25 protein-coding genes are annotated in these 26,814 nt (G+C 68.6%); 12 read left to right on the top strand and 13 right to left on the bottom strand.

Going from position 1 to position 26,814, the window contains the following annotated elements:
• The first annotated feature begins 1 nt into the window (after nucleotide 1).
• A complete protein-coding gene (locus HMUK_RS05120) occupies nucleotides 2–727 on the top strand; it encodes a universal stress protein (protein WP_015762047.1) in 726 nt (241 codons plus the stop codon).
• A gap of 13 nt (nucleotides 728–740) precedes the next feature.
• Here the strand turns inward: HMUK_RS05120 and HMUK_RS05125 are convergent, their stop codons facing one another.
• Nucleotides 741–1,319 carry a hypothetical protein gene (locus HMUK_RS05125; protein WP_015762048.1) on the bottom strand — a complete coding sequence of 193 codons (579 nt, stop codon included), beginning with the start codon at nucleotides 1,317–1,319 and terminating at the stop codon, nucleotides 741–743.
• A 298-nt stretch (nucleotides 1,320–1,617) separates the two neighbouring features.
• Between HMUK_RS05125 and HMUK_RS05130 the strand changes: the two genes are divergently transcribed.
• The 3 genes from HMUK_RS05130 (at nucleotide 1,618) to HMUK_RS05140 (ending at nucleotide 3,032) form a co-directional block, all read left to right on the top strand.
• Entirely contained in the window at nucleotides 1,618–1,962 is a 345-nt protein-coding gene (locus tag HMUK_RS05130) for a hypothetical protein (protein ID WP_015762049.1), read from the top strand.
• 12 nt (nucleotides 1,963–1,974) lie between these two features.
• A complete protein-coding gene (locus HMUK_RS05135; protein WP_015762050.1) occupies nucleotides 1,975–2,637 on the top strand; it encodes a hypothetical protein in 663 nt (220 codons plus the stop codon).
• A 131-nt stretch (nucleotides 2,638–2,768) separates the two neighbouring features.
• Complete coding sequence (locus HMUK_RS05140) at nucleotides 2,769–3,032, top strand: hypothetical protein (protein ID WP_015762051.1); 264 nt, start codon at nucleotides 2,769–2,771, stop codon at nucleotides 3,030–3,032.
• Between the two features lie 63 nt (nucleotides 3,033–3,095).
• Here the strand turns inward: HMUK_RS05140 and HMUK_RS05145 are convergent, their stop codons facing one another.
• Together HMUK_RS05145 and HMUK_RS05150 are read right to left on the bottom strand one after the other, a co-directional pair.
• Nucleotides 3,096–3,290 carry a hypothetical protein gene (locus HMUK_RS05145; protein WP_015762052.1) on the bottom strand — a complete coding sequence of 65 codons (195 nt, stop codon included), beginning with the start codon at nucleotides 3,288–3,290 and terminating at the stop codon, nucleotides 3,096–3,098.
• A 248-nt stretch (nucleotides 3,291–3,538) separates the two neighbouring features.
• Nucleotides 3,539–4,120, bottom strand: a complete 582-nt coding sequence (locus HMUK_RS05150; RefSeq protein ID WP_015762053.1) for an Hsp20/alpha crystallin family protein — start codon at nucleotides 4,118–4,120, stop codon at nucleotides 3,539–3,541.
• A gap of 1 nt (nucleotide 4,121) precedes the next feature.
• Here HMUK_RS05150 and HMUK_RS17515 point away from each other — a divergent pair, with 1 nt between their 5' ends.
• The 4 genes from HMUK_RS17515 (at nucleotide 4,122) to HMUK_RS05165 (ending at nucleotide 7,116) form a co-directional block, all read left to right on the top strand.
• On the top strand, nucleotides 4,122–4,394 hold the full coding sequence (locus tag HMUK_RS17515) for a hypothetical protein (protein ID WP_164731976.1): 273 nt from the start codon (nucleotides 4,122–4,124) through the stop codon (nucleotides 4,392–4,394).
• A gap of 57 nt (nucleotides 4,395–4,451) precedes the next feature.
• Nucleotides 4,452–5,135 carry a hypothetical protein gene (locus HMUK_RS17520; protein WP_164731975.1) on the top strand — a complete coding sequence of 228 codons (684 nt, stop codon included), beginning with the start codon at nucleotides 4,452–4,454 and terminating at the stop codon, nucleotides 5,133–5,135.
• A gap of 221 nt (nucleotides 5,136–5,356) precedes the next feature.
• The gene (locus HMUK_RS05160) at nucleotides 5,357–6,286 is read left to right on the top strand and encodes an ABC transporter ATP-binding protein (RefSeq protein WP_015762055.1); all 930 of its coding nucleotides are present in this window, start codon (nucleotides 5,357–5,359) and stop codon (nucleotides 6,284–6,286) included.
• On the top strand, nucleotides 6,283–7,116 hold the full coding sequence (locus tag HMUK_RS05165; protein WP_015762056.1) for an ABC transporter permease: 834 nt from the start codon (nucleotides 6,283–6,285) through the stop codon (nucleotides 7,114–7,116). The genes HMUK_RS05160 and HMUK_RS05165 overlap by 4 nt, the downstream gene beginning before the upstream one ends.
• Before the next feature lie 19 nt (nucleotides 7,117–7,135).
• Here the strand turns inward: HMUK_RS05165 and ligA are convergent, their stop codons facing one another.
• From ligA to HMUK_RS05190, 5 genes are all read right to left on the bottom strand, one after another.
• Nucleotides 7,136–9,238, bottom strand: coding sequence for an NAD-dependent DNA ligase LigA (gene ligA / locus HMUK_RS05170; protein WP_015762057.1), 2,103 nt, complete (start codon nucleotides 9,236–9,238; stop codon nucleotides 7,136–7,138).
• Between the two features lie 116 nt (nucleotides 9,239–9,354).
• Complete coding sequence (locus tag HMUK_RS05175; protein WP_015762058.1) at nucleotides 9,355–10,509, bottom strand: hypothetical protein; 1,155 nt, start codon at nucleotides 10,507–10,509, stop codon at nucleotides 9,355–9,357.
• 253 nt (nucleotides 10,510–10,762) lie between these two features.
• Complete coding sequence (locus HMUK_RS05180; protein ID WP_015762059.1) at nucleotides 10,763–11,467, bottom strand: bacteriorhodopsin; 705 nt, start codon at nucleotides 11,465–11,467, stop codon at nucleotides 10,763–10,765.
• Nucleotides 11,460–13,049, bottom strand: coding sequence for a methyl-accepting chemotaxis protein (locus HMUK_RS05185; protein WP_015762060.1), 1,590 nt, complete (start codon nucleotides 13,047–13,049; stop codon nucleotides 11,460–11,462). The genes HMUK_RS05180 and HMUK_RS05185 overlap by 8 nt, the downstream gene beginning before the upstream one ends.
• A gap of 121 nt (nucleotides 13,050–13,170) precedes the next feature.
• Nucleotides 13,171–14,283, bottom strand: a complete 1,113-nt coding sequence (locus HMUK_RS05190) for a pyridoxal-phosphate-dependent aminotransferase family protein (protein ID WP_015762061.1) — start codon at nucleotides 14,281–14,283, stop codon at nucleotides 13,171–13,173.
• 383 nt (nucleotides 14,284–14,666) lie between these two features.
• Here HMUK_RS05190 and HMUK_RS05195 point away from each other — a divergent pair, with 383 nt between their 5' ends.
• Both HMUK_RS05195 and HMUK_RS05200 read left to right on the top strand, forming a co-directional pair.
• A complete protein-coding gene (locus HMUK_RS05195) occupies nucleotides 14,667–15,746 on the top strand; it encodes a DUF4397 domain-containing protein (RefSeq protein WP_015762062.1) in 1,080 nt (359 codons plus the stop codon).
• A gap of 147 nt (nucleotides 15,747–15,893) precedes the next feature.
• The gene (locus HMUK_RS05200) at nucleotides 15,894–16,850 is read left to right on the top strand and encodes an AAA family ATPase (protein WP_049940871.1); all 957 of its coding nucleotides are present in this window, start codon (nucleotides 15,894–15,896) and stop codon (nucleotides 16,848–16,850) included.
• Between the two features lie 100 nt (nucleotides 16,851–16,950).
• On the opposite strand, the gene HMUK_RS05205 is transcribed toward HMUK_RS05200, so the two are convergent.
• Genes HMUK_RS05205 through HMUK_RS05225 form a run of 5 tightly spaced genes read right to left on the bottom strand, consistent with a single transcriptional unit; the run spans nucleotide 16,951 to nucleotide 23,680 of the window.
• Nucleotides 16,951–17,409 carry a pyridoxamine 5'-phosphate oxidase family protein gene (locus HMUK_RS05205; protein ID WP_015762064.1) on the bottom strand — a complete coding sequence of 153 codons (459 nt, stop codon included), beginning with the start codon at nucleotides 17,407–17,409 and terminating at the stop codon, nucleotides 16,951–16,953.
• Between the two features lie 46 nt (nucleotides 17,410–17,455).
• Nucleotides 17,456–19,063, bottom strand: coding sequence for a DUF7519 family protein (locus HMUK_RS05210; RefSeq protein WP_015762065.1), 1,608 nt, complete (start codon nucleotides 19,061–19,063; stop codon nucleotides 17,456–17,458).
• Nucleotides 19,060–20,397: a DUF58 domain-containing protein gene (locus HMUK_RS05215; protein ID WP_015762066.1), complete on the bottom strand. Its 1,338-nt coding sequence runs from the start codon at nucleotides 20,395–20,397 to the stop codon at nucleotides 19,060–19,062. Before HMUK_RS05215 ends, HMUK_RS05210 begins: the two co-directional genes overlap by 4 nt.
• Nucleotides 20,394–21,020 (bottom strand): DUF7269 family protein, encoded by a 627-nt coding sequence (locus tag HMUK_RS05220; RefSeq protein ID WP_015762067.1) that lies wholly within the window; start codon nucleotides 21,018–21,020, stop codon nucleotides 20,394–20,396. Before HMUK_RS05220 ends, HMUK_RS05215 begins: the two co-directional genes overlap by 4 nt.
• Nucleotides 21,020–23,680: a transglutaminase domain-containing protein gene (locus HMUK_RS05225; protein ID WP_015762068.1), complete on the bottom strand. Its 2,661-nt coding sequence runs from the start codon at nucleotides 23,678–23,680 to the stop codon at nucleotides 21,020–21,022. The genes HMUK_RS05220 and HMUK_RS05225 overlap by 1 nt, the downstream gene beginning before the upstream one ends.
• 198 nt (nucleotides 23,681–23,878) lie before the next feature.
• Here HMUK_RS05225 and HMUK_RS05230 point away from each other — a divergent pair, with 198 nt between their 5' ends.
• Nucleotides 23,879–25,171, top strand: coding sequence for an O-acetylhomoserine aminocarboxypropyltransferase/cysteine synthase family protein (locus HMUK_RS05230; RefSeq protein ID WP_049940745.1), 1,293 nt, complete (start codon nucleotides 23,879–23,881; stop codon nucleotides 25,169–25,171).
• Nucleotides 25,172–25,571: 400 nt separating this feature from the next.
• A complete protein-coding gene (gene metX / locus HMUK_RS05235) occupies nucleotides 25,572–26,783 on the top strand; it encodes a homoserine O-acetyltransferase MetX (protein ID WP_015762070.1) in 1,212 nt (403 codons plus the stop codon).
• Nucleotides 26,784–26,814: the final 31 nt, after the last annotated feature.

Consider the following 26,814-nt stretch of genomic DNA (forward strand, 5'->3'; position numbering starts at 1 on the left):
CATGAACGGACCACCAGTACTCGTCCCGATCCGCGTCCTGGACGGCGAACCGATTCCCGACGGCGTGCCCGAGCTGCTCGCGAACGCCCACGTCGTGTTGCTTGGCTACCACGTCGTCCCCGAACAGACCGCACCGGGACAGGCCCGGCTGCAGTTCGAGGAGCGGGCGACCGAGCGCCTCGACGAGTTCGAGTCGCTGTTCGAGCGTACCGGCGCGACCACCGAGCGACGGCTCGTCTTCACCCACGACGGCCAGCAGACGATCGATCGAACGATAGCGGAACACGACTGTCTGGCCGTCCTCGTCCCGAACTCGACGCAGCCGCCCGAAGACGTGCTCGTCGCGGTCCGAGGGACGGTCGGCGTCGACCGCCTCGTCCGCGTCGTCGCCGGGCTGTTCGCGGAGAGCGAGGTCGGCGTGACGCTGTATCACGTCGCGGCCGACGGGGAGACCGACGAGGACAGCCAGACGCTGCTGGACGGACTCACCGACCGGCTGGCAGAGCAGGGCGTCGAGCCGTCGCGCCTCGAAACGGCGGTCGACCGCGACGCGTCGCCACTGGACGCGATCGTCGAGACGGCCGCCGAGTTCGACGCCGTCGTCATGGGCGAGTCCGACCCGTCACTCTCGACGTTCGTGTTCGGGATGCCGACCGACCAGGTCGCCGAGCGGTTCCTCGGCCCGGTCCTCGTCGTCCAGCGCAGCCCCGAGTCGGAGGATCGGTGACGCCCGGCGTGGATCACGACTCGCGCGGGAGAATCACGGATTCCAGTCGCGCGGCGACCTCGGCAGCGTCTTCCGGCGCTGGCAGCCGCAGGTCCGCCTCGTCGCCGGCCACGGAGACGACGAGTTCGGCCTCGCGCGACCAGGCGTAGACGCCCAGCACGACCGCTCCGAACAGCAGTGCCAGGGCACCGAAAAGCGTCAGTAACTCGTCTAGCTGGGCCATCAGCGAGAGGAACGTCTGGAGCAGTCCCAACATGCCCCCCATCCCGACCTGTCCCGCGCTGGCCCCGATCTCGATGCCCTCGACCATCGAGTCGAGGCTCACGGTCTGGCCGGCGATCAGCAACACGCCACCCACGACGAGGGCCTTGATCGCCCGCTGGAGGAAGGCCCACTCGCCGCTGGTCTCGGCGGCGACGCCGACGACGTTCGGTCGATCCACGTCCCGGAAGTTCGCGCCCTCGCCGCCCGGCGTGAACACGAGCACGCGGTGGGACGTGACCACGACGCCCCCCTCCCCGATCCGGACCCGCTCGATGGACTCTTCCCCGTCGTACAGGAGTTCGTCGGCCCGGTCGAGCCAGCCAGTCATTGCCGGCCGTTTGCGAGCCCCCGGTATGAATCTGCTGGCGGGAGTACCAGAATCGAGAACGGGAGTCGTGATCGATCGAGCACTGTCACCGAACCCCACCTGTCTGTACAGGAGACAGGTCAGCGTCTCGACTGGGCAGTCTTTAAATAGCTCGCCGCACAGATGCGTCGTATGATCAATCCGGACCGGCCTGTAGCCGACGCCGACAGCGCCGGAGCGTGCGAAACTACCGGATCCATCGACGAGAGGACGTTCGAAAGCGAAGGACATATCAAACATAGCGCAATAGGTCAGGATAATGCTGAGTAGTGCCGGTGACGACACTCGCCCGTCGAAACGACAGGGGGACGACGGGAACGACACGGTCGACGACGAGTTCGAGTCGCAGTACGAAGCGATGGACGGCGACGAATTCTTCCAGCTTTTGACCGAAGAGACGGCCAAGAGCGCCGGGATCGAAGTCGAGGAACTCGCCGAGATGCCGATCCACGAGTTCGAAGAGCGATCCGACATCGAGATCACGAAGCCACACCACCCCAACGGTGCCAGAGAGGGGTACAAGGACACCGACCGGCTCGACGTGGTCGACAGGTCCGAGTACCGGTCACGTCGAGAGCGAATCAAGCAACGGCTGGGTCTCTAGCTCCGTCAGCGCATGGAGGACCGCCAGTCACCACTCGACAGGAGCGATCTCGACGATCTGCGCAACAGCGTCGTCGACGACCCCGAGACTGAAGCGGAGATTCTGACCGAGCTCGAACGCCTCCTCGGAGAGCCCTACGAGCGGGCAAAGCGGACACACATCTGGGCCGAAGAGGAGCGCGGTGAACACAACTGGGTCGCGATGACGAACTTTCGGGACGCACTGGACCACATGAGCAAGATCTTCAACGATCTGGAACAGGACGACATCGACGGGGCCAGAGAGAACCTCGGCGAGATGGAAGCACACATCCAGCGTGCCGCGTTCGACAGCGCACAGTCCGTTCCCGACAAGAAGCTCGACCAGTACTTCAACGAGCGGGTGCCACCGACGCTGTACACGATCACCCGACTGGACGCCCCGAGCAAGGCAGAGAGCGAGCGCCGCCTCCAGACCATCCGTGAGCAGATGGTCAAAGGACGCGAAAAGAAGGCCAAGTCGATGGAAGAGAGCGTGAAAGCGTTCAAAGTCGCCGACGACCACATCTCGAAGCTACTGCAAGGGCTCCCCTCGCGGCGGGAAGTGCAGTACCGGCTCATCATCCTCGGCGGCGTCTTCGTGTCGGTCGTGGCGCTGCTGTTGACGATCGCCTCGTTCAACGTCGGCGTCCTGTGATACGGACGGTTGTAGGCGTTTACCCAGTCGACCGCACGACGGCGTGCGGTCGATCTGGTAAAGACCTACAACTTTCCGTATGAGGCCGCCGGACCCACAGGCCCTAAACCGTCGGCGTCGAAGGGAGCGTAATGACCGAGACCGTGCAGTGCTGGCTCGTCGAACGGGACTACTGGGACAAGAACCTCGTGACGCTGGTGTACGCGACGCCGGACGGCGAGCGCGCACAGACGAGTCAGCGCTCGACGACGATGTTGCGCCAGCAGCCACCAACCGCGGCCACGGAGGTCCCGGTCGAGGACCTAGAGCCCGTCGAAGACAGCGACGACCGCGAGCGGTACGCCCGCGAGGTCGAGCGCGTCCGCGAGCAGTTTGCGCCCGACGACAAAATATAGCCGGCAGTACGAGTCGAACACGCGATACCCACCAGCCGAGCAGTTCGAGCGGGACCGGCAGCGTCAATCGATATATCGGCGCGGCTCGGTCTCGTCGCCGCCGTCGACGGCGATCCGCTGTGTCGGTTTGAGATAGGTGACCCGGACGTGGCCCGCCGTCGCCAGCGGCTCGACGCTGACGTTGCTGGCCTCGTCGGGAATGTCGACCTGCTCTCCGTCCGTTCTGACTTCGGACACGATGCGATAGTGCTGTGACATGGTTCGACAGTGTCCGTGTGCGACCGGTTCACGCACGGCGCTCTTACACACGGCTTACTCGGTGGGTTAGAAAAGGATTTCGCCTGATGCGCGAACACGAACGGATCCCGGCGACGGCACGCCCGTCGCCGGTAAGAACGGCTTATACTGCCGGCCGTGACTGTTTCGAGATATTCGCGACCACGGGGTCGCGATATTCTTCACAGAGTACAGCCGGCAGTATTACAGCGTGTTTGCGGACCGCTCGGCTACTGGAAGCCGATGCGGTGGTGGTTATCGCGTGCCTGCTCGGATTTGGGCAGCGTGATCCGACAGACGCCGGCTTCGTGTTTCGCCTTCGCCGCCTCGATGTTCGCCTCGACCGGCAACTGGAGGTAGCGCTCGAAGCGGGTCGGGCGCTCCTGGGTGAGCAGCGTCTCGTCGTCGTCGATCGAGAGGGTGCGGCTGGCGGCGATCCGCAGCACGTCGTCGTCGACGTCGAGCTGGATGTCGTCCTCGTCGAACCCCGCCATGTCGACCAGCACGAGCAGCTCGTCTGGCGTCTCTAGCACGTCGACCGGCGGCTGCTGTGTCGAGATCTGTGTCGACGTTACCGCCGCCCGTGTCGGTTGCTGTCCCTGAATGGACTGCATACCGGCGGATTGCTGGCTCGCCTGTGCGGGCTGCTGGACGCCTGTCTGCGTCGCGCTCCAGCCCTGCTGGGCCGCGCCGGTCGCGGCCTGTGAGAGTTGCCGGGCGTCGGTCACGTCGGGCACAGTTCCCTGGGCGACGCGCTGTGGTGACTGGACGGACCGCCACTGAGGAACCGCCTGATAGGGTTGCCGAGACATCGTGTCGTTACCGGAGCCCGCCGGTGGGGCTTTGCTGGCCGAGCGGTGGCTGTGTGGCGAGATCGGACTGGATCGGGTCGCGTCCGGACTGAAAGGAACTACCCACCTCGCCGGTCGACGGCTCCAGTTGGTTCGGGAACTGGCCCGACTGAGCGGCCCCGGCGAAGCGGCCGGAGTGCTGTCCGGTGGACTGGTCCGTCGGGAGTTGCTGAGACGAGAACTGATAGTGGCCCGCCAGGGCGGGCTGCTGGGCGGCCGGCTGTTGAGTGGGTAGCTGCTGAACGGCCGGCTGTCGAGCCGATACCTGCTGAGCAGACGGCTGCTGTGCAGCTTGCTGAACGGGTTGCTGCTGTGCGACCGGCTGCTTGGCGATTGGCTGCTGAACGGGTGGCTGCTGTACGGCTTGCTGGGCGGTCGGTTGCTGGGCGGCCGGCTGTTGAGCCGATACCTGCTGAGCAGACGGCTGCTGTGCAGCTTGCTGAACGGTCGGCTGCTGTGCGGCTTGCTGGGCGGCCGGCTGCTGGGCGGCCGGTTGCTGTGCGGCCGGTTGCTGTGCGGCCGGCTGCTGAGCGACCGGTTGCTGAGCGGCCGGCTGCTGGGCGATCGGCTGTTGAGACGATGCCTGCTGAGCAGACGGCTGCTGTGCAGCTTGCTGGGCGGCCGGCTGCTGTGCCGGTTCCTGTGTGATCGGGCGCTGCGGTGGCACCTGTGTGGCTGGCGACTGGCCCGCTATCGGCTGTTGATTCGGGAGTTGCGCGGCCGCCGGCTGCTGACTCGTCTGCTGGGCTGCCTGCGGGACGGCTCCGCCGGCGGGTTCCATCGTCGAACGCGGTGGGATCTGCTGCTGTGTCGGCTGTGTGGCTGGCTGCTGGCTCGCGCGGTTTGGCTGGCTATACATGTCACTCGCCATGGGCTGCTGTTGCTGGTGTGTCATCGATGTACCTCCGGTGGCGCGCCGGTGTCCCACGTCGGGAGCCGACGGCGCAGTCGGCCGTACTACCGGCCCCCGTATTAAACGTAGAGACGATTAGAGCGTGTTCAGGCCGTAGCTCCGAAATACCGTCGGATAACCGACTCTATCCGGTCCGTGGAAATCGAGAAGGCTCGCCAATAGAGTGAGATACGCCGACGTTACCCGAGTACGTCGTTCCTGAGCGGGTCCGCGTGTCGTCGGCGGCTGGGCGTGACGAGTCAGTTCCACGAAGATTTTACGTCACCGGGGTAAATTCGGCGCGTATGGCTGCAATAGAACTGGACGGAGTAACGAAGCGGTTCGACGGCGTGACCGCGCTACAGGAGGTGGATCTCACCGTCGAAGAGGGTGAGATCTTCGGCTTCCTCGGCCCCAACGGCGCTGGGAAGTCGACGAGCATCAACATCCTGCTGGACTTCGTCCGGCCCACGGAGGGTCGCGCGGAGGTACTGGGCTACGACTCCTACGAGGACTCCACGCGGATCCGCGAGCGGATTGGTGTCCTCCCGGAGGGCTACGACGTGTACGATCGGCTTACCGGACTCCAGCACCTGGAGTTCGCGATCGAGTCGAAAGACGCCGACGACGACCCGCACGCCCTGCTGGATCGGGTCGGCCTCAGCGAGGAAGATGCAAAGCGCAAGGCGGGAGGCTACTCCAAGGGGATGTCCCAGCGTCTCGTGCTGGCGATGGCGCTGGTCGGCGAGCCCGACCTGCTGATCCTCGACGAGCCCTCCTCCGGGCTCGACCCCAACGGCGCGCGGATGATGCAGGAGATCGTTCGCGAAGAGAACGAACGCGGCGCGACCGTCTTCTTCTCCTCGCACATCCTCGGGCAGGTCGAGGCCGTCTGTGACACCGTCGGGATCCTCAGAGAGGGCGAACTGGTCGCCAAAGACACCATCGAGGGGCTGCGAGCGGCCTACGACACCGGCCTCACGCTGACGGTCACCGTCGGCGGGACCGCCAGCCAGATCGACGACGGTGTGGCTGCCGTCCGGGCACTGGACGCCGTCTCCGACGTGCGTGCCGACAGCGACGCGATCACGGTCACCTGCGAGGGCGACCAGAAGATGGCGGTCCTGAACGCGCTGGAAGACGCCGAGGTCAGCGTCGAGGACTTCGAGACCGAGGAGGCGTCGCTCGACGACGTGTTCAGCTCCTACACCGAGCGCCAGGAGGCCGAAGCATGAGCTGGCAGGCCGTCGCGCGCAAGGACTTTCGGGACGCCTCGCGATCCTACCTCCTCTGGGGGCTGACGATCGGGTTCATCGCGCTGGTCTCGCTGGCGGCGGCGGTGCTCGGGTGGGTCCAGTCGAACCCCACCTCCACGGACATCCTCGGAGTGCTCCACATGCTGTTCCAGTACGTCGTCCCGCTGATCGCGATCGCGATCTCGTTCGGGGCGATCGTCAACGAACGAGACTCCGGGTCGCTGAAGATCCTGCTATCGCTCCCCCACTCCCGGACGGACGTGATCCTGGGGAAGGTGCTGGGCCGGACGGCCGCGTTCGTCGTCCCGCTCGTGCTGGGCATGGTCGTGCCCGCCGTGGCACTCCTGGTCGTCGGCGTCGAGTTCGAGGCCGCGAAGTACTTCGGCTACCTCCTGTTTGCGACGCTGTTCGGCGTCGCGTTCGTCTCCGTCGCGACGGGGATGTCGGCGACCTTCGAGTCCCGCTTCCGCGTGCTGCTGGCCGTCTTCGGCTTCTACTTCGTGTTCAACATCCTCTGGCGGGCGATCAACACCGCGTCGTTCGTCATCGTCCTCACGCTCAGCGGCCAGTGGCCCAGCTGGATGCCACTGACCGTCCAGGAGACGCTGCGCGTGTTCCAGTTGCTCAGCCCGACGGGTGACTTCCAGATCCTCCGACAGGCGCTGATGAACGACGTGCTGTTCGCCTCCGAGGTCTCTCAGGGACTGCCGGACTTCCGGCTCCAGCTGGGCGCGATGGCGATGCTGCTCGTCTGGATCACGCTGCCGATCCTGATCGGTATTCTCCGGTTCGAAGAAGCGGACCTGTAGCCGTCTCGGGACCGCGCTCTCAGTTCTCGATCCCGCGGTCGGCGAGCAACTCCTCGAACGATTCTTGATCGATCGTCTCGACGCCTTCCGCCTCGGCGTCGTCGCGCTTGGACTGTCCGGGGTTGTCGCCGACGACGAGATAGTCGGTGTTGCCCGAGACGCTGCTTGTCGCAGAGCCGCCGTGGGCCTCGACCAGATCCTGTGCCTCGCTGCGGGTGTATCCCGCCAGCGAGCCCGTGAACACGAACGTCTGTCCGTCGAGCGCGTCGCCGGTCTCCGTGTCGGCCGGCTGGGGGTCGACGTGGTCGAGCAGGTCGTCGAGCACCGCCTCGTTGCGCTCGCCACGGAAGAACTCGCAGATGCTCTCTGCGACGACCGGCCCCACGTCGTCGACGGCCTCGAACGCGTCCGTGTCGCCGGCCGCGCCGGCCTCGCGGATCGCCTCGAAGCTCCCGAACTCGCGGGCGAGATTCCGGGCCGTGACCGTCCCCACGTCGTGGATCCCGAGCGCGACGAGGAAGTTCGCCAGCGGCGGCTCGCGGCTCGCGTCGACCTCCGCGACGAGGTTTTCGGCGCTGCGCTGGCCCCACCCCGAAAGGGCGGCCAGTTCGTCGACGGTCAGATCGTAGAGGTCCGCCGGGCTCTCGACGAGCTCCGCGTCCAGGAGCTTCGCGACGGCCTTCTCGCCCACCCCCTCGATGTCCAGCGCGTCGCGGCTCGCGTAGTGTTCGATCGCGCGCTCGCGCTGGGCGGGGCAGGCGAGCCCCCCGGTACAGAAGGCCATCGGCCCGTCGCGCTCGACTGCGCTCTCACAGACCGGACAGCGGTCGGGGAACGAAAACGTCGCTTCGCCGCTCGACTCGACGACTTCGACCACGTCCGGGATCACGTCGCCGGCTCGCTTGATCCGGACCGTGTCACCGGCGTCGACGCCCAGTTCCTCGATCTGTGCGGGGTTGTGCAGCGACGCCCGCGAGACGGTGACGCCGCCGACCTCGACGGGATCGAGCAGCGCGACCGGCGTCAGCCGGCCGGTCCGGCCGACCTGGACGGCGATGTCGCGCAGCGTCGTCCGTTCCTTGCGAGCGGGGAACTTGTAGGCGAAGGCCCACCGCGGGGCGCGGCTGGTCGCCCCCAGCAACTCACAGGCCCGGCGGTCGTCGACCTTGATCACGACGCCGTCGATCTCGTAGTCCAGATCGTCTCGCGCGTCGAGTTGCCGGTCCCGGTAGTCGATGGCGGCGTCGATGTCGTCGACGACAGTCGTCCGGTCACAGACGCGCAGTCCCCACTCCGGAAATCGCTCGTGGAGCGCGCCGTGGGAGTCGAAGTCGACCGACGCGTCGAGGACGCCGAACAAGAAGATCGACAGCGGCCGCTCGGCCGTGACCGAGGGGTCGAGCTGTCGCAACGTCCCGGCCGCGGCGTTGCGAGGGTTCGCGAACGGGTCCTCGCCCCGTTCGATCCGCTCGCTGTTGTATGCCGTGAAGGCGTCCCGGGGCATGTACACCTCGCCCCGCACGGCGAGATAGTCGGGGTAGTCACCGCGCAGGCGCTGGGGGACGCTGGCGATCGTGCGGACGTTCTCGGTCACGTCCTCGCCGACCGCGCCGTCCCCTCGGGTCGCGGCCCGCTGGAACTGGCCGTCCTCGTAGACGATCTCGACGGAGAGCCCGTCGAACTTCGGCTCACAGAAGTACTCGATCTCGCCGTCGTAGCCGGCGTCGGACAGTCGATCCCGCACTCGGCGGTCGAACTCTCTGACCTCGCTGGCCTCGCCGCCCTGGTCGATCGAGCCCATCGGCGCGACGTGTTCGACCGACGCGAGTTCGTCGAGCGGTTCGCCCCCGACCCGCTGGGTCGGACTGGCCTCGCGATCGAGGTCGAAGGCGTCTTCGAGGGCTTCGAGCCGGGCGAACAGCGCGTCGTAGGCCCGGTCCCCGATCACCGGATCGGCCAGCACGTAGTAGCGGTGGTCGTGGTACCGGATCGCCTCGCGGAGCCGCTGGGCCTGCTCGCGGGCCTCGTCGTCGGAGAAATCCTCGACCGGCTCGAACTCGGTGGGCGGGTCCTCGACGTAGGGGTTGTCCGGCGGTGGTGTCGCCTCCGTCTCCGAACTCATAGGCTATGGCAGTGGCCGTCGGGGGTTAAAAGGAGCCATCCCGAGTGGCGACGACGGGGGTGAGCCGTCACCGAGGAATTGGAGACCGTCCAACGGGTCCGCTCGGTCGGAGCGTCCTACCGCGGGCAGCCGACGTCGTCGGCCGGTTCGTCGGTGCCGTAGTGGTTGGCCTCGTACTCGACGTTCGCCCAGTCGCCGGTGTTGACCTGCGTGATCGCGCTGCCGTCCCAGTCGGCGGGGGTTGACTTCGGCTCGTCGGCGTTGTAGAACCAGTTGTGGTGCACGTCGGCCACGTCGTCGGGCGTGCCCCGGATGGCGACGGCTTCGGGCTCGCCGCCGTCCTGGACGTGGGCGACCGCTTCGACGGTGTTGTGGTGGATCTCCATCGTCGTTCCGCCGGGCTCGTGCTGATCGATGACGTGGTCGACCGTCTCCGGTCCGAAGTGGTTGTACCGGGCGGTGTAGCCGCAGTTGCCGCTGCCGGCGACGCTGTGGCGGTTGTAGTTGAAGTAGTTGTACTCGATCAGGGGCTGGCCGCGGGTGACGCTGACGCCGTAGCCCAGCCCGTCCATCGGGTTGTGGTGGACGTCGTTGTGGTGGACGTGGGTGTCGGTGAAGGGTCGGATGGCCGCGTGAGAGAAGCCGAAGACTTCGTTGTTGTCGATCTCGACGCCGCTGTCGGCGACCTGCAGGCCGATACTGACCGGGCCGTCGGTAAGGTCGACGTACTCGTCGTACTGGCCGCTGACGCGCAGTCCCGTCACGCGGGCGTTCGCGCGGACGACGAACATCGGCCACGGGAGATCGGTCGTCTGGAGGTGGCCGCCGGGTGCGCCGTCGATCCCGCGGTCCGAGGCCAGCGTGACGCCCTCGGGGATCGACCACTCCGCACCGCCCATGTCGATGGTCGCGTCGCCAGCGACGTACACCACGTCGCCACTGGACGCGCTCCCCAGCGCGTCCTGGAGTTCGCTCCGGGTACCGACGGTAACGTCTGCCTGATCCGGTCCGACGGTGCGCTCGTATCCGGTGCCGCCGCCGACGACCGGTGCGTCGTTCGCGTCGCCGTCGCCCGCCGGTTCGGACGCGCGGCCGGTCACGTCGTCGTCGGCCTCGGCGGCCGATTCGGAGTCGCGTGCGCTCGCAGCGCCAACGCCCACGCCGCTCATGAGCATGAGGCCAGTCAGTTCCAGACAGCGGCGTCGGCTGACGGGCAGGTCGGTCTGTGTCGTCGGTGCAGTACGGTTCCGGTCGCCGTTAGGTTCCGGCATAATCGAGTACAGTGATCTTACCGGTAAAGGGGGTTTTTACGGGGTGGCAACCGGGTTGTCACACCCACAGCCCAGCGACGGTCGGACGCTCGGCAGTTGCTTGCCAGTTCGGTGCGAGCCGAGCCGGGCGAGAACGGTTCGATTACCCCGTGACAGGTCAGCATTATCGCGAGTAAGGCACGATTACGGCTTCGAGCGGGGGTCTCAGTGGTCCGGCACAGAACGGTGCGCGCGAGCGAGTCGGGTGGCAGTGCTAGTCGGCCGGGGTCGTCTCGGACGCGGTCGTCGGACGCAGCGACGCGGAGCCGACCGCGTCGAGGTTCGCCAGCAAGAACCCGGCAAAGCCCACGCGGATGAGGACGGCCATGTACTGGCTGATCGCCAGCGAGACGAAGGCGTCGAAGACGCCGAACAGCGCGATGACGGCGTAGGCGATCAACATCCCGATGAGGAACAACACCAGGTTCCGGGCCTTCCAGTGGAGGAGCCGGCGCTGCTCGGGCACTCCCCGTGTCTGCGTCCAGACCGGCCCCAGGAGGTAGGCGGCGATCGCGAGGTGCCCGCCGACGACGACCACCAGACCGATCAGGGCGACGATCCCGCCCGAGACCGCCGCGACCTCGAAGGCGATGCGCTGGACGACCGGCGTGAGCACGATGGCCGCGAGCGCGCGACCCTCCACGTCGGCGAGTCGCGCCATCACGGCGTACAACACCCCGTACGCGATCATCGATTCGACGAACAGCGGGACGACGACTTCGCTACCGTTGACCGTGATCGTCCCGACGCCGGCAGCGACGACCGCCGACGCCACTCCGGCGAGCGCGACGACCAGCACGATTGGGGTACAGAACCGGCGGTGCTCCGGTGAGACCTGGCGGAGCCACCCCCACAGGACGACGAGCGCGACTGCGTAGACCACGGCGGTGAGACCGTAGACGGTCGTCGCCTCAATCATCGTCGTCACCCGCCGTTGCGCTCGCGGTCTGGACTGCTCCGGTGTGGTCCGTGTCTCTGGTCTCGAACGAATCCAGCAGCGCCATCAGGTCGGCCGTCTGGTCGTTCAGGTCGTCGGCGCGCTCGCGAACGCCACGCATCGTCGACGCCGTCTGCTCGGCCGTGTCGGCCAGCTCGTTCGAGCGAGTCGCCACCTGCTGGGCGGACTCGGCGACCTGGTCGAGCGCTGCCGAGACCTCCTCGGTGGCGGCCGCACCGTCGTCGGTCGCGCGGGCGATCTCCGCCATCGCGTCGTCCACGTCGTCGACGGTCTCGGTCAGCGTGCCCAGCGTCTCTCCGGCTTCGGTCACCGTCTCGACCCCGTCGTCGATCCGGCGGCGCGTCAGCGCCATCTCCTCGGTCACGCCGTCCACGTCGTCGCGGGCACCGTCGACGATCGACTCGATCTCGTCGATGGCGTCCTGGGTCTGCTCGGCCAGCCCCTTCACTTCGTCGGCGACGACGGCGAACCCGTCGCCACCGCTCCCGGCGTGAGAGGCCTCGATGTTGGCGTTGAGCGCGAGCATGTCGGTCTGCTGGGCGATCTCGTCGATGAGTCCCGTCGTCTCCGCGACCTCGTCCATCCGGTCGTCGAGAGCGGCGACGAGCCGGTCGAGTTCGTCGACGGCGTCGGCGACGTGTTCGATCGTCTCGACTGCCTCTTCGGTGCGCTCTGCGCCGGTCGCGCCGACCTCGGCGGCTTCGGTCGCCCGCCCCGCGACCTCGTCGGTCGTCGAAGCGACTTCCTCGATCGTCGCCGAGAGGTCGTTCGTCTCGGCGACCGCGCTCTGGAGGCGTTCGGCCTGTCCGGACACGTCACTGGCGAGTTCGCGGATGTCGGTCGCCAGCGACTCGTTGAGGCGCTCGACCTCGGCGGCGTCCTCGGCGACGGCCCCGCTTGTCTGTTCGACCGTCGTCGCGAAGGCCCGAATCTCGCCGACAGTATCCGAGAGGTCGACGGTCATCGACTCGTAGGCGTCGGCGATCCGTTCGATCGCGTCGACCTCGCTGTCGGCCGTCAGGCGGTGGGTGAAGTCGCCGTCGGCGGCGGCCGCCATCGCGTCGCCGATCGTCTCGGCCTGATCGACCAGTCGATCGTTGAATTCCTCGGCCTCGGCGCGGGCCGCTTCGGCCTCCGACTTCGCCTGTTCGGCCTCTTTGCGAGAGGCCTCCGACTCTTCGAAGGCCGACGTGAGCGAGTCGCGCATGCTGTCGAACGCGTCGGCGAGCCGGCCGAACTCGTCGGCCCGATCGACCTCGGGAGTGGCGTCGAGGTCGCCGTCCTCGATGGCGGCGGCCGCGTCGGTGAGCTGTCTGAGCTCGACCGCGACGTTGCCGGCCAACACGATTCCCAGCAGGCCGAGGTTGAGCGTGACGACGAAGACCGTCCCCGCGAGCCCGGCGAGTCCGGCCTCCGGCGAAGTGGCGACGTGGGCGGCAAAGACCGCACCGAAACCGACCGTCACTCCCAACGTGATCGCCAGCGCCGTGCCGATGCGGCGGCTGTACTGCGAGGCGAGCCACGTGACTGTCCGTGATTGCATCTTATTGGAAACAAATCCGATACGGCTCTTGAAGCTGTGGCCCCAGATTCCACAATTGATAACGCAACGGGCTCGATCGGCCCGCTGGCAGCGACGGCCGACGGCGTGTGACGGCTCGGCGTTACAGGTCTGCGACGTCCTCGATGGCGTCGGTCAGCGTCCGGATCGACTCGACATCGTGTTCGCCCATGTGGCCGATCCGGAACGTCTCCTCGCCAAGCGCGGAGCCGTAACCGTTCGAGAACACCATGTCGTACTTCTCGGACACCTCCTCGATGGTCCCGGCCACGTCGATGCCCTGCGTGTTCTCGATACAGGAGACCGTCTGGGACTCGTACCCCTCCTCGGGGAACATGTCGAAGTGATCGCGCGCCCACTCGCGGGTGTACTCGGCCATCTCGCGGTGGCGCTGGTCGCGCCCGTCGTGGCCCTCTTCGAGCATGTGTTTCATCTGCTTGCGGTAGGCCAGCATGATCGGGATTGCGGGCGTCGAGTGGGTCTGTCCCTTCCGGTCGTAGTAGTCCAGACAGCGCTGGAAGCCGCCGTACCACGAGGCGGACTCCTTCTCGATCTCGCGATCGTAGGCGTCGTCGCTGACGACACAGACGGTCAGTCCCGGCGGCATGGCGAACGCCTTCTGGGTCGAGGCGAAGATCACGTCGACGTTGTGCTGGTCGATGTCGACGTAGTCACCGCCGAGCGAGGAGACGGCGTCGACGACGAAGTAGGTGTCCGGGTACTCCGCGACCACGTCGCCGATCTCCTCGATGGGGTTGCGGACGCCGGTCGAGGACTCGTTCATCACCGTCGCGACCACGTCGTAGTGCTTGTCGCTCGATTCGAGTTCGGCGCGGATGTCCTCGGGCTTGATGGCCTGTCCCCACTCGTATTCGAGTCGGTCCACGTCCTTGCCGAGGCGCTCGGCGACGTTGGCGTGGCGCTCGCTGAAGCTGCCACAGGTCGGGACGAGGATGTTCTCGTCGACGAGGTTCAGCGTCGATGCCTCCCAGAACTCCGTCCCGGAGCCCGTGAGGATGATCACGTCGTTGTCGGTACCCAGGAACGTCTTCGTGTCCTCGACGATGGTCGTGTAGAGGTCGGTCATCCGGTCCATCCGGTGGCCGAACATCGGCTGAGCCATCGCCTGGATCACGTCGTCGCGGACCTCGGTCGGGCCTGGAATGTACAGCGTCTTGTCGGGATAGTCGTCCGTGTATTCGCTTTTTTTCGTCACTGAAGCCACCTCTCAGTGTTGTAAACGGTCGTCGCCGAACGGTATGGTAGTTGTGATACCGTCCGCACGACTCCAGGTATAGTAGCCATTGAAAATCAATGCACACCCGATCGCACGACAGCAGTGCGATCGGTGTGTAAATCGTTTCAATTGTTACTATAACCTCGCCTTATCTCCCCTGGCGGCGTCGCCCCGTCGATACGGTTCGCTTTTCGGGTCCGTACCGGTGGATCGCCCCGAGCGACAAGCGATCGTTATCGAGCGAGCACGGAACAAACGACCGGCTTACTCCAGAGCGCCGTGGCGGGCGCGGGACGGCGACTGCGGCGGGCGAGCGCTTGCTCTCGCATAACAAAGGGGGAGAGGGCGGATGACTCTACTGCATGCCAGACAGCACACGCGGTACAGCACTCGTATTGGTCCTCTCGGTCGCGCTCGTGGCGAGCGCGGCCTTCGTCGGGGTCGGCTTCGGCCAGCAGGCCGAGGACGACGCCGACAACACGGAGTTGAGCACACAGAACACGTCGTACCTGCGCGTCGCCCACGCCGCGCCCGGCGCGACGTCGGTCGACGTGTACGTCGACAACGAGACGGTCGCCGAGGGCGTCGCGTTCGACACGTTCAGCGACTACATCGCCCTCGAATCGGGCAACCACACGATAACGCTCACCGTCGTCGACAGGCCCGACGAGGTCGTGTTCAACGAGACCGTCGACCTCGAACCGCGGTCGGTGACGACCGTGACCGCGGCCATCGCCGCGAACGACAGCGAGGGCGGGGTCGTCCCCGTGGCCTACGACGACAGCGCCGCCACGCCGGCAGACGACGAGGCTGCACTCCGGATCGCTCACCTCTCGCCGAACGCGCCGGCAGTCGACATCGTCGCCGTCGAGAGCGGCGAGGACAACGCCACCGAGGAGACGGCGACAGAGACGGAGGCAAACGAGACCGACGAGACCGAAGAGACCGACGAGACCGCGACCGGTGAGACGGTCCTCGCCGAGAACGTCTCGTACACCGATGCGACCGAGTACGCGAACGTCCCGGCCGGCGACTACACCGTCGAGGTCAGAGTCGCGGCCGAGGACAACGACGGATCGGTCGTCGCCAGCACGGACCTCTCCCTGGAGAGCGGCGTCGCCCACACCGCCTGGGCGCTCGGGAACGTCCCCGAGGACGGCGAGGAGATGCCACCGACCTTCCGCGTCGCCACGACCCAGGACGCCAGCAGGACCATCGACTTCCCGGGCGCGGAAAACGAGACTGAACAGACGGACACCGAAACGGAAGCCGAAGACGGCGAGACGACCGACGAGGAAACGACCGACGAGGAAGAGACAACTGAGGAAGAGACGACCGACGAGGAAGAGACGACCGACGAGGAAACGGCCGACGAGGAAGAGACAACTGAGGAGGAAGAGACGACCGACGAGGAAGCGACGGAGACCGAAGCCGCGACGTAGCCGCTCACCCCCTCGCTTTTTACCGAGCACCAGCCGTCGATCCTGGGACCCATCCCGATAGCCCGATCGCTCGATTCTCGATCAGCGGGCCGGCGACCATCTGACGTTTCGACCAGACTTATGCCGTCGCTGGCCGACCACTCGTGTATGGATCACGAGACCGCCGGCCGGGCCTGCGCCGAGATTCTCGACGCCGTCGGGAGCGCGGTGATCGCCGAGGACGCCTTCCTGGAGGCCGTGCTGACCGGCGTCCTCGCACGGGGCCACGTCCTGCTGGAGGACGTACCCGGCACCGGCAAGACGCTGACCGCCCGGAGCTTCGCGAACGCGCTCGATCTCTCGTTCAACCGCATCCAGTTCACGCCGGACCTGTTGCCGGCCGACATCACCGGGTCGAACGTCTACAACGAGGGGACGGGGAGCTTCGAGTTCGCGCCGGGGCCGATCTTCGCCAACGTCGTGCTGGCCGACGAGATCAACCGCGCCCCGCCCAAGACACAGGCCGCGCTGCTGGAGGCGATGGGCGAGGGCCAGGTCACCGTCGACGGCGAGACCCACGCGCTGCCCGAGCCGTTTTTCGTCATCGCGACGCAGAACCCGGTCGAGCAGGAGGGGACCTTCGGGCTGCCCGAGGCCCAGCGGGACCGCTTCGTCGTCAAGACCGCGATGGGCTACCCCGACTTCGACGGCGAGCGAGCGCTGATCGACCGGCGGGCCGACCGCACCGCACAGGCACCGAGCGTCACGGCGATCGTCGACGCCGAGCGGATCCCCGACCTCCAGCGCGTCGCCGAGACCGTCACCGTCGACGGGAAGCTCAGGGACTACGTCGTCGAACTCGGGCGGGCGACCCGCGCCGACGAGCGCGTCGACGTCGGCGTCTCGCCGCGCGGGATCCAGCGGCTGTTCGAAGCCGCTCGCGCTCGCGCCGTCATCGAGGGGCGGGACTACGTCGTCCCCGAGGACGTACAGCGGGTCGTCCGCGACGTGTTCGCTCACCGACTGGTGCTGACCGCCGACGCGAGCGTCCGCGAGGTCGACCCCGACGAGGTAGTCCGGGACGTGCTCGATCGGATCGAGGTGCCGGCCGTCTCGCCGACCTGAGCGCCGGACCGATCGGATCGTCAGACTGCCGGCTGTGACTCTGTGACCGATGTCGCCACCCGAGGTGACGACGGTCGCCGCGACGTGACGGCCGGCAGCATCACTCGTCGGCGAGACTCGGCGCGAACGATTGGTCTCTTGCGACCACCGTCTCGGGCGAGAACCGGACGAACGACCACCGCTCCGGATCGAGGTCGACGAATCGCGGGTCCCACTGGTCGGGATCGTCGCCGAGGTAGTTCCCCAGCAGCCGTCGCACGCGGTCGGCGTCGAGCGCGACCAGTTCGGCGCGGCCGCGCATGCCGACGTGGTGGACCCGGCCGCTCGTCGGCTCGGCGTCGACGACGGCGACGGCGCTCTCGGGGCGGGCCTCGATGCGCCCGGTGTAAGACTTGCCGACGGTGTCACCGAGAATCCAGACGTACTCGTCCTCCCACAGGAACCACAGCGGGGAGACGCGAGGCTCGCCGGTCGGAGCAGTCGTCCCGAGAAAGCAAAACAGCGGGCGTGCGAGCACCTCGTCGATCGAGCTTTCGAGCGTGTTTTCGACGATCTCCATGCCGGCGAGTCGGACCGCCCCCAGGTAAGGATTGTACTCGCACCGATCACCGCAGCGCGACCAGCAACGCCAACAGCCCCGCGACGGCGACGACCAGGCCGGCGACGACGGCCCCGTCGGCGACGGTGACCGCACCGACGGCGGCGTCGGTCACGGCCACGGCGACGGCGACGCCGACCCCGCCGATGGCCAGCGTTCCGGTCGTGTGGACCAGTTCTGCCCGACGGGTGTCGGCCCGCCGTCCGATCTCCTCGCCCAGCGTCGTCCCGAACTCGCCCACGTCCCAGACGAGGACGGCCGCGACGAGACTGGCAAACAGCAGCGCCGTCGGAACGCCGACGACGCCAGCGAACGCCGCGACCACGAAGAGTGCGCCACTGGCGATTCCGACGCCGGCAGTGCGGTCGTCGAGGTACTTCGTGAGCAAGACGAGCCACAGACACATCGCCACGACCGCGGCGACCAGCAACACGAAGCCGACGCCGGTCAGGACGATCGGGACCGGGCCGTAGAAGTCGACGACGGAGCCAGACAGCTCGCGAAACTGCGGGCCGAACTCGCCGGGCAGCGTCGCAGCGACCCAGCCGCGAGCCGCCGACAGGACCGGGCCGGCGACGAGGGCGGCCGCGACCAGCACCCCGCTCCCGGCCGCGAAGGGCGCGACCGCGGCCCCGATCCGGTCGGCAGCGGTCTGGGCGGTCCGCCGGAGCACGGCGACGGCGACGAGCGTCGCGACACAGAGGACGATCACACGCCACGCGAGCCTGCGAGCCGGCGGCGCGGTCGTCACCGCCGTCAACAGGTCGAAGGCGGGCGGCGTCACCACCGACTGGAGCCGCTCGGGCGGGAACACGTAGTCGGTGAAGAACCCCACGGGAACCCCGAACCCGGCGACGACGGCCGCCCGGAGCAGCCACGACCGGACGCTCGCGACGGCGCGCTCGACCGCCGGATCGGTCGTGAGTTCGGTGAGCGGCAGGGCACCGACGGTCCGTCGGACGACCAGAAGCGCGGCCGCGACGAGCAACAGGAACGTCGTCACGCTGGGTCGGACCGCTGGGGGCTCGAAGACGACCGTCGTGGCCGTCCGGAGCACGTCGCCGAGGACGGCCCCGACCCCCGGTGCGTCGCGGGTGGATTCGAGATACCGGAGGGCCTCGCTGGCGACGAGGACCAGCCCCACTCCGAGTGGCGGTATCGTCGTCTTCAGCGACGCCTCGGCGGTCCGCCTGGCCGTGTCTCGATCGAGGACGTGTCCGATCGCCACGCTCGCGCCGAAGACGGCCGCGGCCGCGCCGACGACGACCATCGCGCGGGCCGACAGGTCGACGACGGTCGCCGGCAAGCGGGACAGCGACTCGACGGGGAAGAAGACGCCCGCCAGGACGATGACGGTCCCGACCGTCGCAGCGACGACGCCGACCCCGATCGGGAGCGCGAGCAGGCTGGTCAGGACGGTCCCCAGCGTGCGGTGGCGGTCCCAGCCGGCGGTCCAGACCGCCAGTGCGAGCGCGACCGCGCCCGCCCCGCCGAGCGCGGCCGGCACCGCGACGCCGATCGCTCGCACGAGCACCGTCGCTGTCAGCAGCGTGACGAACACGACCAGCCCCGTGCTCGCCGTCGTCGGCCGCCACTCAGTGCGATCGTCGATCATCGGTTGAACAGCTCCGCGAGCGAGGCCCGCATGGCGATGTCGATCGGTTCGTCGAGGTCCCAGTCGATCAGCGTCGCCCCGGTCAGCTCCACCGACTGGAGGCGCAGCCGGCGTTCGAGCGCGACGACGGTCTGGGCCGGTCCCTCGCCGCGAGTCACGTCGGGACTGACGACGGTCGTCGGGTAGCTCCGCGCCCGGAGGCTCGTGATCAGTTCGGTCGGCCAGTCGTCGAGCAGCGGCGAGAAGACGACGACCTGAGCCGTCGGCGGGAGGCGAGCGAGCAGCGACTGGATGTCGGGGACGGTCCGATCCGTCGGGGTCTCTGCCCCCTCCCGCTCGCCGCCGTCGGGGGCGACGCTGTCGCGTGCGGCCGCCGACTGGACGCCGTCGAACAGACGACTCGCCTGCGGGCTCTCGACGCCGCCGTCGGGGTCAGCCCAGGCCAGTCCGTCGGGGCCGAGCCCGCCCACGAGATCCTCGTCTGCGAGCCCGACGGCGGTGACGCTGGCGACGACACTCGATCTGGACAGGGCATCGAGCAGACGCTCGGCGGCGTAGGCGGACAGCTCGGCACCCGTCGGATACCCCGCTTCCGGCGTCACCCGCGTCGGGGGGCGTGCGTCGACGACCAGCACCGTGCGGACGGCCTGTTCCTCGCGGTACTCGACGGTCGTCAGTTCGCCGGTCTTGGCCAAGCGCCGCCAGTCGATTCGCGAGACCGGATCGCCCGACTGGTAGTCGCGGGTCGCGTGAAACTCCAGCCCGCTGCCGCCGCTGTCGGTCGGGAGCGTGCCGGCGCGGGGCAGCGTCGCGTCGGCCAGCGGTGCCTCGGCGACCACGTTGGCACAGGTCAGGGCGGTGTCGCCCGTCGCGGCGACCGTCGCCGTGGCGATCTCGGTGGCCGCCAGCGGCCGGATTCGAACGACGGGGTCCTCGAAGGCGTAGGTCCCCCGCTTCGAGCGGACGGCGTACTCGACGGTCGTCGACTCGCCCGGCCGCAGCGAGCGACAGGCCCGCGGCGAGCCCGAGACGACGGTCAGCTCGGCGGGGACGCCGTCGACGATCCGAACGTCGGTCAGGGTCCGCCGGCCGGTGTTCTCGACGGTCAGCGTCACGTCGACCGGATCGCCCGGCGTCGGTGCGGCGGCGGCCACGGTCCGGTCGGCGTCGAGGTTGGCTCCCGACGGGACTCGCGACAGCGACCCGACCAGCACGGAGGCGAGGGGGATCGCCGCCCCCGCGAAGAGGGCCGGTTCGGCGGCCAGGAGACCGACGCTCAGTAGCGTCACCGTCCCCGCGAGCGGGACGCCCCAGCGCCGGACGCGGTCGGTCACGGCCACCCCTCCGTGAGCCCGCGCGTGGCACGGACCGTGCGGTGCAGTCGGCGTCGGCGCTCGGCCGCCGGATCGAGCCAGAGCCTGAGACGCGACCACAGCGAGTGCGACGGCCCCTCGTCGTCCGAGAGGAGGGCCGCGGCGGTCCGGTCGTCGGTCCAGTCACCGCGCTCGACCGCTCGCCGGGCGTCCTCGGGGCCACAGCCGGCCGTCTGTGCGTAGGCCGCCGTGGCCGTCTCCCGAAACCGCTCCCGGACGGCGTCGAGCGCCTCGTCGTCGCCCGCGATGGCGTCGTCGATCGTCGCCGCCAGCGCCGCGCCGGTCCGACGCTGGCGTGCCGTCGTGACCGCCTCTGGCGGTTCCGCGGTCGCGGCGTCGAACGCGTCTCCGCCCTCCCCAGCGCGGCTCGGTAGCGTCGCCGACCGGGCGGCGACGAGCAGGTAGAGTCCGGCGAGGAGGCTGCCGGCCAGCAACAGCTGGCGCGCGTTCGCCGCCTCGCCGAGGGTCACGAGCGGATCGACGGGCGCAACCGACAGCAGCGTCTCGGGAGCGAACAGCAGCCCGGCGGCCAACGCCGTTGCGACCGTCCCCACGACGCCGAACAGGACGACCCGGACCCGCATCAGCCGGCCACCTCCGGCTGGCCGCCGGGCGCGTCGCCGTCGGCGTCGTCGGCGCGCTCGACGGCGCGCTCGATCTCGGCGACGGCGTCGGCGACGGCCGGCACCCGTTCCGTGGGTTCGCGCTGGCCGTACTCGACGGCCCGGAAGGCGTCGACGATCGTCCAGACCGCGTCGGCCGGGAGGTCGTCGACCTCGACGGCGTGGGCGGCGATCGCCTCCGGCGTTCGGCGCTCCGGCCGGGCCACGGAGACGTGCCCGAGGAACTGCGACCACCCCTCTCTGATCGTCGCGTGAGCGTCGTCGGACCCGCCGTCACCGTCGCCGGCAGGGGCGAGCGGCTCGAAGCGGGCGGTCACCGCCGACTGGACGCCCCCCGACCGGTCCGCGAGCCAGCGCCGGAGCGCAGCCAGCAGCGCGGCCGGCGAGACGCGGCCGGTGACGAGCGCGCGCAGGTGCTCGACGGTCAGCACCGTCCGCCGGTAGAGCCGACGGATCGCGCGATCGAGCACCGATCCGAGCCCCACCAGCGCGACGACGACCAACTGCCCGCTCCGGGCGAGCGCCGCCGCGATCCGTCTGGGCGTGACTCCGTAGCGGCGAGCCAGCGCGACCGCGGCGAGGACGGCGACGAGGAGGGCGGCTGCGACCGCCGCCAGGTTCGCGTACAGCCCCTCCAGAGCGGTCCGTCGAGACTGGCCGTACTGCGAGACCGCGACGGTCGCGCTGTCTGCCAGTGGCAGCGAGACCGTCGTCGTGCCGTCGACGCCGGTCGTCCCGATCCGTTCGCCGTCCAGCGCGACGGTCGCGCCGGCTGTCGGTTCGCCCGCCACGGTCGCGTTGACTCGGGCGTCGGTCAGCGGGAGGGCCAGCGGTGCCGTCGGCTCGACGCTCACGTTCAGTCGCCCGAGCGTGAGCCTCCGGGTGCCCTCGACGGCACCGCGACGCACCTCCAGGGTCGTCTCGCCGGGCTCGTCCGGCAGACGCACGGTCGCCCGGCCCCGATCGTCGGTCGTCGCGACCTGCTCGCCCGACAGTGTCACCGCCGCCCGCCGGAGCGGCTCCCCGTCGACGAGCGCGAGCACCGACACCTCGCTGCCGGTGGTGAGATCGCCGCTCACGGAGATCGCCGCGGTCGTGTTCAGGTCGAAGGTCTCGGTGTCGCGGGTCGCGGGGCCGGCCGGTCGGAACAGCCGCCCGTTCTCGCGGCTCGGCGCGCCGTAGACGACGACCCGCTCGTCGGCGGTGCCGGCGATCGTCACGTTGAGCGTCGCGGCGTAGGGGACGGTGGCGGTCACGTTCCCGTCCGTGGCCGTGGCACCGACCGGCTCGCCGTTGAACAGGACCTGTGCGCCCATCACCGGAACGCCATCTTCGGTGACGGTCACGGTCACCGGCACGCCGGGGACGGCCGTCCGGTTCAGCGACACGTCGTAGCCGTCGGCGGTGTCGTCTCGCTCGGTCGGCGTCGGTGTCGCCGTGTCCGTCGCGGTCGGCGTGTCCGTCGGGGGCTGGTCCGCCGGTGTCGGTGTGGGTGTCGCCGTGGGCGGCTCGTCGTCGAGCGCGGCCCGCTCCTGTTGCTGGCGTTCGGCCGCCGGCGTCGCGTCGAAGCGGACCCAACCGACCTCGGGGAAGTAGACCTCCGTCCAGGCGTGAGCGTTCATCCCGCGGACGGTGTAGCTGTTCTCGCCGACCTGCTCGCCGGTGGAGTAGCCGACGACGTAGCGGGCGGGAATGTCCTGACTGCGCAGCATCGCGACCATCGACGTGGCGAAGTACTCGCAGTACCCCGTCTCCATGTCGAAGACGAACTGCGTCGCGACGCCGGCCTCCCGCTCGGGATCGTGGCTGGCGTTCAACGAATAGGCCTTGTTCGATTCGAGCCACCGCTCGATCGTGCGAGCGGTCTCGTAGGGACCGTCGGCGTCGGCCGTCAGGTCGTCGGTGAACGCCCCGAGGCGGCCCTCGCTGTCGGCCGGGAGCTGGGTGTATCGGTCCTCGATCTCGGCCGGATAGTCCCGACCGGCCTGGCTCAGTACGGCCGGATCGTCGGCCGGGCGCTGACTGACGCCGGTGTAGCTGGTCCCCTGCGGGACGGCCCTGTCGGCCGTGATCGCACCGTTCTCGGTGATCGAGACGCCCGGCCGAGAGACCTGGGTCGGCCGCCAGACGGTCGGGAGCGACGCGGCGCTGCGTTCCAGGGTCACCTCGTAGGTGACGCGTTCGTCGCGAGCGCCCTCGACGGGCAGTTCGCCATCGACCGGCGTCGTTCCCTCGCGTCGCTCCCAGCCCGTGCCCGTGTACTCGCCGTAGGCACCCGTGCGCCAGTAGCTCGCCTGCGTGCTCTGGACCCGGAAGTGGACGTCGTCGCTCCGTGATCGCAGGGCCGACTCGCCGCCCAGCGACCCGCCCACGTCGGTGCTGTCGCCGGGACTCAGCGCGCCGAGCCCGCCGCCACCGCCCGAGCCGCTGCCCCCCGACCCACCCCGGACCTCCTCGGGGATCGGGACCAGCGACGAGGCGGGCGAGTCGGTCCCCGCGGGCGACAGCGCCGGCACCGCGGTCGTCGCCACCACCAGCGCGAGCAGCGTGACTACCACGAGTGCGACCCGCGAGTAGTCGCGCGTGCCGCCGACCTCGAAGAGAGATTCGTCATCTGCCATGGCTCGTCGATGTGGGACGACCGGCCGGGACGTGACTGAAGATGGACGTACGTCAGTCGTGGCGCGATATAAGCTTTGACCAGACGGGACGGTCGCTGGACGGGCGGCCGCCGACGGCGACCCGCCAGCGGACGACGCACCTGCGAGTTTTGCCGTAACTCGTGGTTATAGATGGCTAGAGCAATATGCGTGTTGTACATGACTGACGACACCCAGGGGTTCGGAACGCGCTGTGTTCACGCCGGCCAGGAGGAGCCCGATCCGGCGACGGGCGCGCGTGCGCCACCGATCTACCAGACGACGTCGTACGTGTTCGAGGACGCCGACACCGCCGCCCAGCGGTACGCCCTCGACGACACCGGCAACGTCTACTCGCGGTTCGACAACCCGACGGTGTCGATGCTGGAGCGGCGGCTCGCGTCGCTGGAGAACGGGACCGCGGCGGTCGCCACGGGCTCGGGGATGGCCGCGCTCGACGCCGGCACGTCCATCCTCGCGAGCGCGGGCGACAACGTCGTCACGGCCGCCTCGATCTACGGGGGGACCCACTCCTATCTGGCCAACATGGGACCTCGCCGCGGCATCGAGACGCGCTTCGTCGACACGCTCGACCCACAGGCCTACGCCGACGCCATCGACGACGACACCGCCTACGTCCACTTCGAGACCATCGGGAACCCCTCGCTCGTGACGCCGCCGATGGAGGCGATCGCCGAGATCGCTCACGACCGTGGCGTCCCCGTCTTCGTCGACAACACCTTCGGCACGCCGTACCTCTGTAACCCGCTGGATCACGGCGTCGACCTCGTCTGGGAGTCGACGACCAAGTGGATCCACGGCTCGGGGACGACCGTCGGCGGCGTCCTGGTCGACGGCGGCTCGTTCCCGTGGGCGGAGTACCCCGAGAAGTTCCCGGAGCTGGGGGCCCCCAATCCGGCCTTCGACGGGATCACCTTCGCCGAGCGCTTCGAGGGCGAGGCGTTCGCACACGCGGTCCGCCAGCGCGCCGTTCGCTCGCTGGGCGACGGCCAGAAGCCCTTCGATGCCTGGGCCACCCTCCAGGGGTGTGAGACGCTCAAGCTCCGGATGCAACAGCACTGCGAGTCGGCGATGGCCGTCGCCGAACACCTCCGGGACCACCCCGAGGTGGCGTGGGTCACCTACCCCGGCCTCGAGAGCCACGAGACCCACGACAACGCGAGCCGCTACCTCGACGGCGGTTACGGCGGCATCGTCACCTTCGGCCTGGAGGGGGGCTACGACGCCGGCCGCGAGGTGTGCGAGCGGACCGATCTCGCGCAGTTCCTCGCCAACATCGGCGACGCCAAGACGCTCGTGATCCACCCCGCGAGCACGACCCACGCACAGCTCAGCGAGGACGAACAGCGGGCCAGCGGCGTCACGCCGGACCTGATCCGCTGTAGCGTCGGCATCGAGGACACCGAGGACGTCGTCGCCGACCTCGACCGCGCCATCGCGGAGGCCAGCTAATGTTTCGAGAGCAACGAGAAGACTGTCTCCGGAACAGAGACACCGAAAGCCCTCGTACAGTTCCGGTCCCGCGACTCCCTGCGCGCGCTCGCTTCGCTCGCGTGCTTGTGTCGTCGGGGTTCCCGGAACTGCACTCGCCCTTTCATCCGCCAGGCTCGTGGATAGCCCCACAGTCTACGCCCTGGCGGATGAAAGGGCGAGGCGCGTCTCGCGTCGTCTGTGCAGGCGCTATCCGAGCACTGCGAGGATATCCTGCACAGACGGCGTCGAGCGGGTCGAGGGCTTTCGGTGTGTTCACGAACGTAGCGAGTGACTGTTCGAACGCCGATCGAAGCGAGTCGTTCGGTACCTTCAGGTCGTTCGATACCCCTTGTGGAGAGACATCAACACGAGGCACACGATGGACGTAGACCACCAGACCCTCTCGCTGGGCGAGTTCGAGTTCGCCTGTGGCGAGACGATCCCCGAGCTCGAAGTCGCCTACGAGACCTACGGCGAGTTCGACGGCGACAACGCCGTCCTCGTCTGTCACGCGCTCACCGGCAGCGCACACGTCGCCGGCCGCGGTCGCTTCGAAGACTCCGATCAGGCCTTCGCCTGGTGGGACAACATCGTCGGCCCGGGCAAGGCCATCGACACGACCGAGTACTACGTGATCTGCGTGAACGACCCCGGCTCCTGTTATGGCACGTCCGGGCCGGCCTCGACGAACCCCGAGACGGGCGAGCCCTACGGGACGGCGTTCCCGCCGGTGACCGTCGGCGACTGGACGGAGGCCCAGCGGGCCGTACTGGACGAGTTGGGGGTCCCCCACCTCCACGCGGTCGTCGGCGGTAGCGTCGGCGGCATGAACGCACTGGACTGGGTCAAGCGCCATCCTGATCACGTCGAGCGCGTCGTCGCCATCGCCGCCGCCGCGCGACTCGATTCGCAGTGTCTCGCGCTGGACGGCATCGCCCGCCGAGCGATCACGACCGACGACGACTGGAACGGGGGCGACTACTACGGCGACGACCGCCCGGACCCGGACGACGGGCTGGCGCTGGCCCGGGAACTCGGCCACGTGATGTACCTCTCGAAGGCGACGATGGAGCAGCGCTTCGGCCGCCGGGCCGCCACGAGAGAGTACGAGCGAGCCTTCCCGACGGACCCGGCGGGCCGCTTTTTCCCCTACCGGGACGTGGAGTCCTATCTCGATCACAACGCCACGAAGTTCGTCGACCGCTTCGACGCCAACAGCTACCTCTACCTGACTCGGGCGATGGACAACTACGACCTCTCGTCGGGCTTCGAGTCCGACGCGGACGCCGTCGCCGCTTTCGACGGCGAGGCGCTGCTGATGTCCTTTACCGGCGACTGGCACTTCACGACAGCACAGTCCGAGGAGCTGGCCGAGTCGTTCCGCGAGACCGACACCGCGACCGCACACCACGTGGTCGACTCCGACTACGGCCACGACGCCTTCCTCGTCGAGCCCGATCGCGTCGGCCCGCCCGTCGCGGACTTCCTCGCTGACGGCGTCGGTGGCAGCGCCGTCTCCGACACCACCGACGACGACGACGGCGACGACGGTCCCGACCACGCACCGGTCCACACGAGCCTCTTCTCGTGATCGGGACGAGCTGTTGTCCCAGTGACCTTTA

This window comes from Halomicrobium mukohataei DSM 12286, assembly GCF_000023965.1.
Taxonomy (GTDB): domain Archaea; phylum Halobacteriota; class Halobacteria; order Halobacteriales; family Haloarculaceae; genus Halomicrobium; species Halomicrobium mukohataei.